Below are 14,124 nucleotides of genomic sequence, written 5' to 3'. Positions count from 1 at the left end.
CACACGATAATTTCAGAGAGCCGCCGGAAATGACGAACATGTATCGGGCGGGCAGCACGAAGGCCCCGGCTCGGGGAGCCGGGGCCTTCGGTGAAGCGGTGGGGTGCGGGTCAGAGGCTGACGCCGTGCGAGCGCAGGTACGCGATCGGGTCGATGTCCGAGCCGTAGTCGGCACCGGTGCGGGCCTCGAAGTGCAGGTGCGGGCCGCTGGAGTTGCCCGTGGAGCCCGAGAGGCCGATCTGCTGGCCGGGGGTGACCTGCTGGCCGACGGAGACGCTCAGCGAGGACATGTGCCCGTACTGGGTGTACGTACCGTCGTTGTGCTTGATCACGACGTTGTTGCCGTACGCGCCGCCCCAGCCGGCCTCGACCACGACACCGACGCCCACCGCCTGGACGGAGGTGCCGGAGGCGGCGTGGAAGTCGATGCCGGTGTGGCTGCCGGAGGACCACATGCCGCCGCCCGCCTTGTACTGCGTGCTGACGTACGAGCTGTCGAGCGGGGAGACGAAGGTGTTGAGGCGCTTGCGCTCCTCCTCGCGGGCGGCGCGCTCGGCGGCCTCGCGCTCGGCCTTCGCCTTGGCCTCGGCGAGGCGCTTGGCCTCGGCGGCCCGCTGCTTCGCGTCGGCCTCGGCCTGCGCCTTGGCGGCGGCGTGCTCGGCGGCGCGCTGCTGGGACGCGGCCTGGTCCTCGATGTCACCCGCGAGGTCCTCGGAGACGACGACCGCGCCGAGCGCGTTGTCCGAGGTGGAGTGGTGGTCACTGTTGTCCGCGGCGAAGGCCGGAGCGGCGAAGGAGCCGACGACACCAGTGGTGGCGAGGGCGGCTATGCCGGCGTAGCCGGCGGTCTTGCGGCTCAAACGGCTGGAACCACGGTGCTTACCGGCGGCACGACTGCCAAACGCCATGAAGGGGCTGATCCTTTCCTTCCCTCTCGCCTACCGGGTTAGCTGACGGGTTCGGAGCAGGAAGGTCTCCTACGGGCCTCCTCTTGCGAGGCGGTCCGATTCACCCCAGGGACTGATGTGGGTCCCCGGCTCCCCAGGCTCGCGCCTGACGGGGACTCGGCGATCGCTGTCCGGTGCCGCGGATGCGGCGGGTACAACTGACGGACAGCACAGGTGACGCTAGGCGGATCATCCGTCAATCACCAAACAGACGCGCCTTTTTGTTGCGTACGCCACACCACATAAAAGCAACCTCTCCACTAAACGGACAAAAGGGCCTCCGGCGGACATGTCCGCCAGAGGCCCTCTTCGTACCGCCGGTCGGGGTCAGTTGGTGACGACGCTCACGGCGCCGATCCCCAAGGCCCGCACCGGCTCCTCGATCTGCGCCGCGTCACCCACGAGCACCGTGACCAGGCGGTCGGCCGGGAAGGCCTTCACGACCGCCGAAGTGGCCTCCACCGTGCCCGTCTCGGCCAGCTGCGCGTACAACTGCGCCTGGTAGTCGTCCGGCAGCTCCTGCTCCACCTGGTCGGCCAGCGTGCCCGCGACCGAGGCCGCCGTCTCGAACTTGAGCGGGGCCACGCCCACCAAGTTCTGCACCGCCACGTCCCGTTCGGTGTCGGTCAGACCGCCCTCCGCGAGGGTGCGCAGCACCTTCCACAGGTCCTCGAGGGCCGGCGCGGTGTTCGGGGTGTCCACCGAGCCGCTGATGGCGAGCATCGAGGCGCCCCGCCCGTCGGCCGTGGAGCGCAGCACCTGGCCGAAGGCGCGCACGCCGTACGTGTACCCCTTCTCCTCGCGCAGCACCTTGTCCAGGCGGGAGGTCAGGGTGCCGCCCAGGCAGTACGTGCCGAGCACCTGGGCCGCCCAGACCCGGTCGTGCCGGTCCGGCCCGATCCGGCCGATCAGCAGCTGCGTCTGGACCGCGCCGGGCCGGTCCACGATGACCACGCGGCCCGTGTCGTCGGCGGTCACCGGGGGCACCGGGAGGGGCTCGGCGGTGTTGCCCGTCCAGGCGCCCAGGGTGTCGGCGAGGACCGCGTCCAGGTCGATGCCGGTCAGGTCGCCGACGACGACCGCGGTGGCCGTGGCGGGGCGCACGTGGGCCTCGAAGAAGGCCCGTACGGCCGAGGAGTCGATCCGGGCGACCGTCTCCTCGGTGCCCTGGCGCGGACGCGACATGCGCAGGCTCGCCGGGAAGAGCTCCTTGGAGAGCTGCTTGGCGGCGCGGCGCTGCGGGTTGGCCAGCTCGTGCGGGATCTCGTCGAGCCGGTTGCGCACCAGCCGGTCGACCTCGGAGTCGGCGAAGGCCGGCGCGCGCAGGGCCTCGGCGAGCAGGCCGAGCGCCTTGGGCAGCCGGGAGGCCGGGACCTCCAGGGAGACCCGAAGGCCCGGGTGGTCGGCGTGCGCGTCGAGGGTGGCGCCGCAGCGCTCCAGCTCGGCCGCGAACTCCTCCGCCGAGTGCTTGTCGGTGCCCTCGGACAGGGCGCGGGCCATGATGGTCGCCACGCCGTCCAGGCCCTCGGGCTCGGCGTCCAGCGGGGCGGCGAGGTTGACCTCGACCGCGATCACCTGCTGGCCCGGCCGGTGGCAGCGCAGCAGGGTCAGGCCGTTGGACAGCACCGAGCGGTCGGGGGCCGGGAAGGCCCACGGCTGCGGCTCCCCGGCCTGCGGGCGCGGGTGGAAGGTCATCGTGACGGCTGCGGTGTCGCTCACTGCTCCGCCCCCTCGTTCTCGTCGTCGTTCCCGGCGGACTCGTCGGAGCCGGCCAGCGGCTCGTAGACCAGCACCGCGCGGTTGTCCGGGCGCAGCCGGGCCGCGGCCACCGCCTGTACTTCCTCGGCGGTCACGTCCAGGACCCGCTGGACGGCGGTCAGCGCCAGCTGCGGGTCGCCGAAGAGCACCGCGAACCGGCACAGTTCGTCGGCGCGGCCCGCGACCGTGCTCAGCCGGTCCAGCCACTCGCGCTCGAGCTGCGCCTGCGCGCGCTCCATCTCCTCGGCCGTCGGGCCCTCGGCGGCGAACCGCGCGAGCTCCTCGTCCACGGCCGCCTCGATGTCCGGGACCTCGACGCCGCCGGAGGTCTTGACGTCCAGCCAGCCCAGCGAGGGCGCTCCGGCCAGCCGCAGCATGCCGAACCCGGCCGCGACGGCCGTCTGGTCGCGGCGTACCAGGCGGTTGTGGAGCCGCGAGGACTCGCCGCCGCCCAGGACGGTCAGCGCCACGTCGGCGGCGTCGCACTCGCGGGTGCCGTCGTGCGGGAGCCGGTAGGCGGCCATCAGCGCACGCGCCGGGACCTCCTCGACGATCTCCTCGCGCAGCTCGCGGCCGATGACCTCGGGCAGCGAACCGTCCCGGGGCGGCTGCTTGCCGTCGTGCGACGGGATGGTGCCGAAGTACTTCTCGACCCACGCGAGCGTGCGCTGCGGGTCGATGTCGCCGACGATCGACAGGACCGCGTTGTTCGGCGCGTAGTACGTGCGGAAGAAGGCGCGCGCGTCCTCGAGGGAGGCGGCGTCCAGATCGGCCATGGAGCCGATCGGCGTGTGGTGGTACGGGTGGCCCTCGGGGTACGCGAGGGCGGTCAGCCGCTCGAATGCGGTGCCGTACGGGACGTTGTCGTACCGCTGGCGGCGCTCGTTCTTGACGACGTCGCGCTGGTTCTCCATGGACTCGTCGTCCAGGGCGGCCAGCAGCGAACCCATCCGGTCCGCCTCCAGCCACAGCGCGAGCTCCAGCTGGTGGGTCGGCATCGTCTCGAAGTAGTTGGTGCGCTCGAAGCTGGTGGTGCCGTTGAGGGAGCCGCCGGCCCCCTGGACCAGCTCGAAGTGCCCGTTGCCCGGCACGTTTGCCGAGCCCTGGAACATCAGGTGCTCGAAGAGGTGAGCAAGGCCGGTACGCCCCTTGACTTCGTGGCGCGAGCCGACGTCGTACCAGAGGCAGACCGCGGCGACCGGGGTCAGGTGGTCCTCGGACAGCACCACGCGCAGGCCGTTGGCCAGCCGGTGCTCGGTCGCTGTCAGGCCGCCGGAGCCGGCCTGGGCTGTGGCCGTGTGACCCATGGGCATGTGGTCCCTTCGATACGCGATGCAGAGATTTCCGTCAGACCTGCCACTGTATGCAAGCGCGTCGACGACCGGATAAGTTCCCGGGTCACCCCCTGGGGTCGGAGTCCGGGTTGTCGGTGCCTCGGGCCACAATGGTCCGCGTCAGACCCCCAGCACACCCATTCTTGGTTAAGGAGCCGCGCAGCGATGGCCCGCCGCAGCACGAAGACCCCGCCGCCGGAGGATTTCGAGGAGAAGATCCTCGACATCGACGTCGTCGACGAAATGCAGGGCTCCTTCCTCGAGTACGCGTACTCGGTGATCTACTCCCGTGCCCTGCCAGACGCCCGTGACGGCATGAAGCCGGTGCACCGCCGCATCGTCTACCAGATGAACGAGATGGGTCTGCGCCCCGACCGCGGCTACGTCAAGTGCGCCCGTGTCGTCGGCGAGGTCATGGGCAAGCTCCACCCGCACGGTGACGCGTCGATCTACGACGCCCTCGTGCGCATGGCCCAGCCGTTCTCGATGCGGCTTCCACTGGTCGACGGCCACGGCAACTTCGGTTCGCTCGGCAACGACGACCCGCCGGCCGCCATGCGTTACACCGAGTGCAAGATGGCCGACGCCACGTCACTGATGACGGAGTCGATCGACGAGGACACCGTCGACTTCACCGCCAACTACGACGGCCAGGAGCGGGAACCGGTCGCACTGCCCGCCGCCTACCCGAACCTGCTGGTCAACGGCGCGTCCGGAATCGCGGTCGGCATGGCCACCAACATGCCCCCGCACAACCTCGGCGAGGTCATCGCGGCCGCCCGCCACCTGATCCGCTACCCGCACGCGGACCTGGAGGCGCTGATGCGCTTCGTCCCGGGTCCGGACCTGCCCACGGGCGGCCGGATCGTGGGGCTCGCGGGGATCAAGGACGCCTACGAGAACGGCCGCGGCACCTTCAAGATCCGCGCGACGGTGGCGGTGGAGAACGTGACGGCCCGCCGCAAGGGCCTGGTCGTCACGGAGCTGCCGTTCACGGTCGGCCCCGAGAAGGTCATCGCGAAGATCAAGGACCTGGTCGGCTCGAAGAAGCTCCAGGGCATCGCGGACGTCAAGGACCTCACCGACCGCTCGCACGGCCTGCGCCTGGTCATCGAGATCAAGAACGGCTTCCACCCCGAGGCCGTGCTCGAGCAGCTCTACAAGCTGACGCCGATGGAGGAGTCCTTCGGCATCAACAACGTGGCGCTGGTCGACGGACAGCCGCTCACGCTCGGCCTCAAGGAACTGCTGGAGGTCTACCTCGACCACCGCTTCGAGGTCGTCCGGCGGCGCAGCGAGTTCCGCCGCGGCAAGCGGCGCGACCGGCTGCACCTGGTCGAGGGCCTGCTGGTGGCGCTCCTCGACATCGACGAGGTCATCCGGCTCATCCGGGACAGCGACAACTCCGCGCAGGCGAAGGAGCGCCTCATCGAGCGCTTCGCGCTGAGCGAGATCCAGACCCAGTACATCCTGGACACCCCGCTGCGCCGGCTCACCCGCTTCGACCGGATCGAGCTGGAGTCCGAGCGCGACCGGCTGACGGGCGAGATCGACGAGCTGACCGGGATCCTGGAGTCCGACACCGAGCTGCGCAAGCTGGTCTCCACGGAACTGGCCGCGGTCGCCAAGAAGTTCGGCACCGAGCGCCGTACGGTCCTGCTGGAGTCCGCGGGCACCGCGGTGGCGGCCGTTCCGCTGGAGGTCGCGGACGACCCCTGCCGCGTGCTGCTGTCCTCGACCGGCCTGCTGGCGCGGACCGCGAACGGCGGTCCGCTGCCGGAGGAGGAGGGCGGCGCCCGGGCCAAGCACGACCTGATCGTCTCGCAGGTCGCGGCGACCGCCCGCGCCGACGTGGGCGCCGTCACCTCGTACGGGCGGCTGCTGCGGCTGTCGGTGATCGACCTGCCGCAGCTGCCGGACACGCACGCCGCGCCGAACCTGGCGGGCGGCGCCCCGGTCTCGGAGTTCCTCTCCGGGCTGGAGCCGGACGAGAAGCTGGTCTGCCTGACCTCGCTGGACGAGTCCTCGCAGGGCCTGGCGCTGGGCACCGAACAGGGCGTGGTCAAGCGCGTCGTGCCGGACTACCCGGCCAACAAGGACGAGCTGGAGGTCATCACCCTCAAGGAGGGCGACCGGATCGTCGGCGCGGTCGAACTGCGCACCGGCGAGGAGGACCTGGTCTTCCTCACCGACGACGCCCAGCTGCTGCGCTACCCGGCCTCGCAGGTGCGCCCGCAGGGCCGCCCGGCGGGCGGTATGGCCGGCATCAAGCTCGCGGACAACGCGAAGGTGATCCACTTCTCGGCCGTCGACCCGGCCCGGGACGCGATGGTGTTCACCGTCGCCGGCTCGCACGGGACGCTGGACGATTCGGTGCTGTCCGGGAAGCTGACCCCCTTCGACCAGTACCCGCGCAAGGGCCGGGCCACCGGCGGCGTGCGCTGCCAGCGGTTCCTGAAGGGCGAGGACGTGCTGGTGCTGGCCTGGGCGGGCAACGCGCCGGTCCGGGCGGCCGCCGCGAACGGCACTCCGGCGGAACTGCCGCCCGTGGACCCGCGCCGCGACGGATCGGGGGCCGCGCTGCCCGCCACCGTGGCGGCGCTGGCCGGCGGCGCGCTGTAGGACGGAAGTCGCCATTCAGGTGGTACGCCCAACGGGGGACGTACCACCCGAATGGCGACTAGTGTTTTCCCCCTTGGCACTGGCGGGTGGGGCGGGGAGAACAGAGCTGATGAGTCGTCGCGCGGGCGGAGTGATCGGGGACTGGGCGGAGGCCCAGCGCCGGATGCAGCAGACGCAGCAGATACAGCAGCGGCAGGCGGAGAGCCGCCTGCGGGAGCAGCGGGCCGCCGACCGGCAGTACCGCGAGGCCGAGGCCCGGCGGCGTACGGAGCGGATCGAGGCGGAAGTCGCCGCCCTGCAGGGCCTGCTGGCCGCGGGATGCCGGGCACCGGCGTTCCGGATGGCCGGACTGGTCCGCTCCGAGCAGCTCGAACCCTTCGACCCGGGCACGCTGGCCCACCCCGTGCCCATGCCGCAGCTGCACCAGTTCCAGCAGCAGAGCACCGGCTGGACGCTCGGCTCGAACCGGCGGGTGCAGGCCGAACGCGAGGCGCACGCCCGGTACACGCAGGCCTGGCAGGCGGCGCACGCCGCGGAGGCGCAGCGGCAGCAGCAGCTGGCGGCGTACCGGCAGCAGTACGACCGCTGGGCCACGGACCAGCTCGCCGGGATCCGCGCCCACAACTCGGGGCTCACGGCGCTGGCCGGGGCCCTGCGGGCGGGCGACGCCGATGTCGTGGTGGAGTACTTCTCGGCCGCCCTGTACGCCTCCACGGCCTGGCCCGAGCAGGTGCCGAGGCAGGTGGCGGCCGCGTACGACCCGGGAGCCCGCCAGCTGGTGCTGGACTGGGAGCTGCCGGGGTACGCGGTCGTACCGGAGGCCAAGTCGGTGCGGTACGTGCAGAGCACGGGCCAGGACAAGGAGACCGCCCGCCCGGCCACCCAGCGGCGGGCCCTGTACCGCGACCTGCTGGCGCAGTGCGTGCTGCTCGTGGTGCACGAGCTGTACGCGGCGGACGAGTTCGGCGTACTGGACTCCGTGGTCGTCAACGGCTTCGTGGACGCGCACGATCCGGTGACGGGCCGGGAGGCGCAGCTCGTGCTGGCCACGCTGTCGGCGGCCCGGTCCGCCTTCGAGGGGCTGCGGCTGGCTCAGGTCAGCGCGGTGGACTGCCTGGTGGAGGGCTTGCGCGGGCAGCTCTCGGCGCGGCCCGACCAGCTGACCGCGGTGCGGCCCGGGCGCAGGCCCGACGAGGTCGGCGGCGGGGTCGTCAGCCACGGCGGGCACGCGGACGGCGACCGGGACGAGCCCGACCTGTTCGATATGGACCCGATCGCCTTCGAGAACCTGGTGGCGGAGCTCTTCCGGGCGATGGGCATGGAGGCCCTGACCACCCAGCGGTCGGGCGACGGCGGCGTGGACATCGAGGCGAACGACCCGTCCCCCATCACGGGCGGGCGGATCGTGGTGCAGGTCAAGCGCTACCGGAACACGGTGTCGCCCACGGCGGTGCGGGATCTGTACGGCACGGTCCAGGACAAGGGGGCGAACAAGGGGGTGCTGGTCACCACCGCGTCCTTCGGGCCGGGGTCGTACACCTTTGCCAACGGCAAGCCGCTGGAGTTGGTTCCCGGCGACAAGCTCGTCGAACTCCTGCACCAGTACGGGCTGCGCGGCCGCCTCGGAGGCGGCCGCGCGGGCGCTCCGGCGCAGCGGGCGCCCGAGCCCGCGCCTTCCCCGGACCACAACGTGCTCGGCATGTCCTGGTCGGGTGCGGTCGCGCTCGACGTGTGCGCGCTGGTCTGCACGGGCAACCGGGTGCTGAGCGAGGACCACTTCGTCTTCTTCAACAACCCGGGGACGCCGGACGGTTCGGTGCGCGCCCGCGCGCACACGGCGCCCGACAAGGCCGCGCTGGAGGTCACCTTCGACGCCCTGCCCCGCGAGGCCGACCGGCTGGTCCTGGTGGCCGCGATCGACCCGGAGGCCGACCCGCACGCCGACCTGGCCGGTTTCACGGACGCCCGGATCCGGCTCCTCGACGCGTCGGGCGCGGAGGCCGGGGAGCTGGAGGTCTCCGACGGCCGGGCCGGCGAGACCGCGCTCGTCCTCGGCTCCTTCCGGCGCCGGGCGAACGGCGACTGGGACTTCGTGATCGGCGGCAAGGGCTACCGGGGCGGCTTGGAGGACCTGCTGCGCGAGTACGGGGTCGAGGTCGCCTAGGCCCGGGCCGGCTCCCGGCTAGGCCCCGGCCCGGGGCTCGTCCTGGGTTTCGGCCGGGGCTTCCGCCCGGGCTTCGGCCGCTTCGCCCTCCGGTTCCGCCGGCCGGGCCACGTACCGCAGCACCCCCCACATGCTCTCGGGGCCGAGCTCGTGCGGCGCCTCCTCGCGGCAGGCGTCGAGCTCGCGCAGCAGGCCCGGGCCGTCGGTGCCGGAGCCGATCAGGACCAGCTGCGACAGCCGGGGCTCGCCGCGGCCCCAGGGCTGCGGGGAGAAGCGGAGGAACCGGCCCACCGCGTGGACCTCGTACTTCTCCCCGTGCCCGGGCACGCCGAAGTGGACGAAGCCCTTGATCCGGTAGAGCCCGGCGGGGCGGCGGTCGAGGAAGTCGATGAACCGGCGCGGCGAGAGGGCCTGCGCGGAGACGAACTCGACGCTCTCGTACGCCGCATGGGCGTGGGAGCTGTGGTCGTGGTCGTGGCCGTGGTCCTCGGCCTCCGCCAGCAGGTCCTCGAAGGAGAGCTGTCCGCGGGTCTCGGTCCACGGCCGCCGGTCGAAGAGCAGCTCGGGGTCGATCCGCCCGTGGTCGGCCCCGACGACCGGGATGCCCGGGGCGCACAGGCTGGCCAGCAGGCCCTCGATCCGGGCCCGCTCCGCGGCGTCCACCCGGTCGGTCTTGTTGAGCACGACCAGGTCCGCGACGGCGAGGTGCCGGTCGGTCTCCGGGTGCCGGGACCGCGTCGCGTCGAACTCCGCCGCGTCCACGACCTCCACCATCCCGCCGTAGCGGATGCCGGGATTCTCGTTGGCCACGAGCATCCGGACCATCTCCTGGGGCTCGGCCAGCCCGCTCGCCTCGATGACGATGACGTCGATCCGGTGCGCGGGGGCGGCGAGCTTCTCCAGGTACGCGTCGAGCTCGCTGCCGTCGACGGCGCAGCACAGGCAGCCCCCGCCGAGGGAGACCATCGAGTCGCCGACCTGGCCGGCCACCGACATGGCGTCGATCTCGATCGACCCGAAGTCGTTGACGACGACCCCGATCCGGGTGCCGGCGCGGTGGGCGAGGAGGTGGTTGAGCACGGTGGTCTTGCCGGATCCGAGGAATCCGGCGAGGACGACGACGGGGATGGGCTGCCTGCTGTTCACCCGGTCGATCGTAGTCAGCCCAGCGCCGGTACCGGCTGCGGAGGGGTGGGACCGGTGTACCGGGCGGCAGGTCGGATGATCTTCGAATCGGCGGCCTGTTCCAGGACGTTCGCGCTCCAGCCGACCACGCGGGCCGCGCAGAAGGTCGGGGTGAACATCTCGCGCGGGAGCCCGCACAGCTCCATGACCACGCCCGCGTAGAACTCCACGTTGGTGTGCAGTTCGCGGCCCGGCTTGAGCTCGGCGAGGATCTCCTCGACCTGGCGCTCGACCTCGACGGCGAAGTCCACCAGCGGCCCGCCGAAGCCGCGGGCGATGTCCCGCAGCATCCGCGAGCGGGGGTCCTCGGTGCGGTAGACGGGGTGGCCGAAGCCCATGATCCGCTCCCCCGCGAGCACCCGCTCGCGGATCCACGGACCGATCCGGTCCGCGGTGCCGATCGCGTCCAGCGTGTCCAGGGCCCGGCTCGGGGCGCCGCCGTGCAGCGGCCCGGAGAGCGCCCCGATCGCACCGGTCAGGCAGGCCGCGACGTCGGCGCCGGTGGAGGCGATGACACGGGCGGTGAAGGTGGAGGCGTTGAATCCGTGGTCGATGGTGGAGATCAGGTACCGCTCTATCGCGCGGGCCCTGACCGGGTCGGGCTCCTGCCCGGTCAGCATGTACAGGTAGTTCGCGGCGTACGGCAGGTCGTCGCGCGGCTCCACCGGCTCCAGCCCCTGCCCCAGCCGGTGCAGGGCGGTGAGCAGGGTGGGCACGGCGGCGCAGGCGGCCAGCGCGTCGGCGGCCCGGCGGTCCGGGTCGAGGTCGTAGACCGGGCGGAATCCGGCGGACGCGCCGAGCAGCGAGAGCGCCGTGCGCAGTCCGGCCAGCGGTCCGGACAGCGCGGAGGCCCGGGCGAGGGCGGGCAGGGCGTCCCGTACCGCGGCGGGCAGGCGGCGCAGCGGGGCGGTCTCCGCGGCGAACGCGGCGCGCCGGGCGGCGTCCGCGGGCAGGGTGCCGCGGAACATCAGGTGCCACACGTCCTCGAAGCCGCGGCTCTCGGCGAGCTCTACGGCCGAGTACTGGCGGTAGTGGTAGAAGCCCTCACGGCCTCGGACGTCACCGAGCTCGGTGTCGGTGACCACGACTCCCGCGAGACCGCGGGGCACTGCGACGGTGGTGTTCATGCATCGACCATCGATGATTGATGGAATCCTTGTCAATATTGATTGAATCAACCTATGTAGGCTTGCGTGCATGAACGACGAGCGACGGCTCACCACCCGGCAGGCCGCCGAACTGCTCGGGGTGAAACCCGCGACGGTGTACGCCTATGTGAGCCGGGGTCAGCTGACCAGCCGGCGCGACCAGGTCGGCCGCGGCAGCACCTTCGACGCGGCCGAGGTGGCGGAGCTCGCCCGGCGCAGCCGTCGCGAGGCGGCGGCCCCGCCCGCCGGGGAGCTGTCCGTACGCACCTCCCTCACGCTCATCGAGGCCGACCGCTACTACTTCCGGGGCGTCGACGCCGTGGCCCTGGCCTCGCGCTACCGCTACGAGGAGGTCGCCGAGTGGCTCTGGACGGGGAGCCTCGCCCACGGGGCGCGGTTCACCGCTCTACCGGAGCCGCTCGCCGCGGCCCGCAGGGCGGTGGCGGCCCTGCCCGGGCACAGCGGGCCGGTGGACCGGCTGCGGGTGGCCGTCGCCGCCGCCGCGGTCGCGGACCCGCTGCGCTTCGACCTGTCCGAGGAGGCCGTACTGGGCTCCGCGCGCTGCCTGATCCCCACCCTGGTCGGCGCCCTGCCCGTACGGGAACCGGCCCGGTGGGCCGGCGACTCCCGCATCGCCCGGCAGCTGTGGTCGCGGCTGACCGGACAGGAACCCGACCCGGACTCCCTGGCCGCCCTCGACCTGGCGCTGGCGCTGCTCGTCGACCACGATCTGGCCGCGTCCACGCTGGCCGTACGGGTGGCCGCGTCGGCGCGGGCCCATCCGTACGCGGCGGTGTCGGCCGGGCTCGGCGCGCTGGAGGGGCCGCTGCACGGCGCGGCCGGACGCCTGGCGCACCGGATGCTGGTGGAGGTCCTGGAGCGCGGCGGGGCCGCGCCGGTGGTCGCGGAGTACCTGCGGGCCGGACGCCGCGTGCCCGGCCTCGGCCACCGGCTGTACCAGGGGGAGGACCCGCGGGCGCGGGCCCTGTTCGACCGGCTGGAGGGCCTGCCGCAGGCCGCCCCCGCGCTGGGCGCGGCGCGCGAGGTGGCCGCGGTGATGGGCCGGCAGGGCGGGCTGCACGCGAACGTGGACCTGGCCCTGGCCGTGCTGACGGTGTCGTGCGGGATGGCGGCGGAGGCCGGGGAGACGGTCTTCGCGGTGGCGCGCACGGCGGGCTGGATCGCGCATGCGCTGGAGGAGTACCAGGAGCGGCCGCTGCGGATGCGGCCGAGCGGGCAGTACCAGGGGCCCCGCCCGCCACAGCCGATGCCCTGACGGACACCGCCCCTCCGACCGTCCGGTTCTCCGGCCTCCGGCCGTCCGGTGTGATGCCGGCGGTCCGGCCGCGGTGTCAGGCCCGCAGCCAGACCGCCGCGTCCTGCGGGAGCAGCCCCGAGCCGTCCAGGGCGGAGCTGCCCAGCAGGAGCCGGGTGCGGGCCGGCAGCGGGACCGGCCCCTCGGAGAGGTTGACCACGCAGACCAGCCCGTCGGGGCGGCTGAACGCCAGCACCCCGGGCGGCCCGTGCAGCCACTCCAGCGAGCCGCCGCCGAAGCCGGCGGCCGCGCGGCGCAGTCCGAGCGCCGTCCGGTAGAGGCTCAGCATGGAGTGCGGGTCGCCGTCCTGCCGGTCGGCGGCGTACTCCGGCCAGTTCACTGGCTGTGGCAGCCAGGGCTCGTTCCAGGGTTGCGCGGTCCAGGGCAGCGGGACCCGGCAGCCGTCGCGGCCGGGGTCGGTGCCGCCGGAGCGGAAGTGCATCGGGTCCTGGATCCGGCTGAGCGGTATATCAACTTCCGGCAGCCCCAGTTCCTCGCCCTGGTAGACGTACACGGCGCCGGGCAGGGCCAGCGTGAGCAGGGCGGCGGCGCGGGCCCGCCGGGTGCCGAGCGCCAGGTCGGTCGGGGTCCCGAAGGCCTTCGCGGCGAAGTCGAAGCCGGTCTCGGCGCGCCCGTAGCGGGTGACCGTACGCGTCACGTCGTGGTTGCAGAGCACCCAGGTGGCCGGGGCCCCGACGGGTGCGTGCTCGGCGAGCGTCTCCTCGATGGACGTGCGCAGCCGTCCCGCGTCCCACGGGCAGCTGAGGAAGGAGAAGTTGAAGGCGGTGTGCAGTTCGTCGGGGCGCAGGTAGCGGGCGAACCGCTCGGAGTCGGGCAGCCAGACCTCGCCCACGAAGATGGCCCCGTACTCGTCGGCGATGGCGCGCCAGGAGCGGTAGACGTCGTGCAGCTCGTCGCGGTCGATGTACGGGTGGATCTCGCCGGGCCAGGGCTCGGGCGAGCGCCCTGCCAGGTCGGGCAGGGCCGGATCCTTCACGAGCAGGGCCGCCGAGTCGATGCGTACGCCCGACACCCCCCGCTCGAACCAGAAGCGCAGGATCTCCTCGTGCTCGCGGCGGACGGCGGGGTGGTCCCAGTTGAGGTCCGGCTGCTGCGGGGTGAACAGGTGCAGGTACCACTCCCCGTCCGGCACCCGGGTCCAGGTGGCGGCGCCGTTGAACTGCGACGGCCAGTCCCCGGGCGGCAGTTCGCCGTGCTCGCCGCGGCCCGGGCGGAAGTGGAAGAGCTCCCGCTCGGGGCTGCCGGGGCCGGCCGCGAGGGCCGCCCGGAACCAGGCGTGCCGGTCCGACACGTGGTTCGGGACGATGTCGACGATGGTCCGGATGCCCAGCTCGCGGGCCTCGCAGATCAGCTTCTCGGCTTCGGCGAGGGTGCCGAAGGCGGGGTCGATGGTGCGGTAGTCGGCGACGTCGTAGCCGCCGTCGGCGAGGGGTGAGAGGTACCAGGGGGTGAACCACAGGGCGTCCACGCCGAGTTCGGCCAGGTAGGGCAGCCGGGCCCGGACGCCCGCGAGGTCACCGGTGCCGTCCCCGTCGCCGTCGGCGAAGCTGCGTACGTACACCTGGTAGATGGCGGCCGTGCGCCACCAGCCGGCGGCGTCTTCGGGCAGGGGAAAGTCAGCCACGAGGGG

The 14,124-nt window shown here is 72.8% G+C and carries 9 protein-coding genes and 1 riboswitch; of the genes, 3 read left to right on the top strand and 6 right to left on the bottom strand.

The features are described 5' to 3' along the window. Window positions 1-110: 110 nt before the first annotated feature. The 3 genes from ACFWP3_RS04630 to ACFWP3_RS04620 all read right to left on the bottom strand — a co-directional run bounded on the left by ACFWP3_RS04630 (window position 111) and on the right by ACFWP3_RS04620 (window position 4,012). A complete protein-coding gene (locus ACFWP3_RS04630; RefSeq protein WP_384216117.1) occupies window positions 111-908 on the bottom strand; it encodes a M23 family metallopeptidase in 798 nt (265 codons plus the stop codon). Window positions 909-920: 12 nt separating this feature from the next. After that, window positions 921-1,080: riboswitch (cyclic di-AMP (ydaO/yuaA leader) on the bottom strand. 194 nt (window positions 1,081-1,274) lie between these two features. Next, on the bottom strand, window positions 1,275-2,642 hold the full coding sequence (locus ACFWP3_RS04625) for a M16 family metallopeptidase (protein ID WP_384216150.1): 1,368 nt from the start codon (window positions 2,640-2,642) through the stop codon (window positions 1,275-1,277). 20 nt (window positions 2,643-2,662) lie between these two features. Next, window positions 2,663-4,012, bottom strand: coding sequence for a M16 family metallopeptidase (locus ACFWP3_RS04620; protein WP_384216115.1), 1,350 nt, complete (start codon window positions 4,010-4,012; stop codon window positions 2,663-2,665). Window positions 4,013-4,204: 192 nt separating this feature from the next. Here ACFWP3_RS04620 and ACFWP3_RS04615 point away from each other — a divergent pair, with 192 nt between their 5' ends. Both ACFWP3_RS04615 and ACFWP3_RS04610 read left to right on the top strand, forming a co-directional pair. Further along, on the top strand, window positions 4,205-6,661 hold the full coding sequence (locus ACFWP3_RS04615) for a DNA topoisomerase (ATP-hydrolyzing) subunit A (RefSeq protein ID WP_384216113.1): 2,457 nt from the start codon (window positions 4,205-4,207) through the stop codon (window positions 6,659-6,661). 109 nt (window positions 6,662-6,770) lie between these two features. After that, window positions 6,771-8,825 carry a restriction endonuclease gene (locus ACFWP3_RS04610; RefSeq protein WP_384216111.1) on the top strand — a complete coding sequence of 685 codons (2,055 nt, stop codon included), beginning with the start codon at window positions 6,771-6,773 and terminating at the stop codon, window positions 8,823-8,825. Between the two features lie 18 nt (window positions 8,826-8,843). Here ACFWP3_RS04610 and ACFWP3_RS04605 read toward each other — a convergent pair whose 3' ends face one another. Together ACFWP3_RS04605 and ACFWP3_RS04600 are read right to left on the bottom strand one after the other, a co-directional pair. Beyond that, window positions 8,844-9,971: a CobW family GTP-binding protein gene (locus tag ACFWP3_RS04605; protein WP_384216109.1), complete on the bottom strand. Its 1,128-nt coding sequence runs from the start codon at window positions 9,969-9,971 to the stop codon at window positions 8,844-8,846. 14 nt (window positions 9,972-9,985) lie between these two features. Further along, window positions 9,986-11,137, bottom strand: coding sequence for a citrate synthase (locus tag ACFWP3_RS04600; protein ID WP_384216107.1), 1,152 nt, complete (start codon window positions 11,135-11,137; stop codon window positions 9,986-9,988). A 70-nt stretch (window positions 11,138-11,207) separates the two neighbouring features. Between ACFWP3_RS04600 and ACFWP3_RS04595 the strand changes: the two genes are divergently transcribed. Further along, a complete protein-coding gene (locus ACFWP3_RS04595; protein WP_384216105.1) occupies window positions 11,208-12,434 on the top strand; it encodes a citrate synthase in 1,227 nt (408 codons plus the stop codon). A 76-nt stretch (window positions 12,435-12,510) separates the two neighbouring features. On the opposite strand, the gene ACFWP3_RS04590 is transcribed toward ACFWP3_RS04595, so the two are convergent. Further along, window positions 12,511-14,118, bottom strand: a complete 1,608-nt coding sequence (locus ACFWP3_RS04590; RefSeq protein ID WP_384216103.1) for a glycoside hydrolase family 13 protein — start codon at window positions 14,116-14,118, stop codon at window positions 12,511-12,513. Between the last annotated feature and the right edge of the window lie 6 nt (window positions 14,119-14,124).

It is taken from the genome of Streptomyces sp. NPDC058525, from assembly GCF_042719495.1.
In the GTDB taxonomy this organism is placed as follows: Bacteria; Actinomycetota; Actinomycetes; order Streptomycetales; family Streptomycetaceae; genus Streptomyces.
This window is presented reverse-complemented; position numbering and strand designations above follow the sequence as displayed.

Excerpts from the sequence above, each read along its gene's own strand:
- ACFWP3_RS04630 (WP_384216117.1), bottom strand. The coding sequence starts at position 908 with ATGGCGTTTGGCAGTCGTGCCGCCGGTAAGCACCGTGGTTCCAGCCGT.
- ACFWP3_RS04625 (WP_384216150.1), bottom strand. The coding sequence starts at position 2,642 with ATGACCTTCCACCCGCGCCCGCAGGCCGGGGAGCCGCAGCCGTGGGCC.
- ACFWP3_RS04620 (WP_384216115.1), bottom strand. The coding sequence starts at position 4,012 with ATGGGTCACACGGCCACAGCCCAGGCCGGCTCCGGCGGCCTGACAGCG.
- ACFWP3_RS04615 (WP_384216113.1), top strand. The coding sequence starts at position 4,205 with ATGGCCCGCCGCAGCACGAAGACCCCGCCGCCGGAGGATTTCGAGGAG.
- ACFWP3_RS04610 (WP_384216111.1), top strand. The coding sequence starts at position 6,771 with ATGAGTCGTCGCGCGGGCGGAGTGATCGGGGACTGGGCGGAGGCCCAG.
- ACFWP3_RS04600 (WP_384216107.1), bottom strand. The coding sequence starts at position 11,137 with ATGAACACCACCGTCGCAGTGCCCCGCGGTCTCGCGGGAGTCGTGGTC.
- ACFWP3_RS04595 (WP_384216105.1), top strand. The coding sequence starts at position 11,208 with ATGAACGACGAGCGACGGCTCACCACCCGGCAGGCCGCCGAACTGCTC.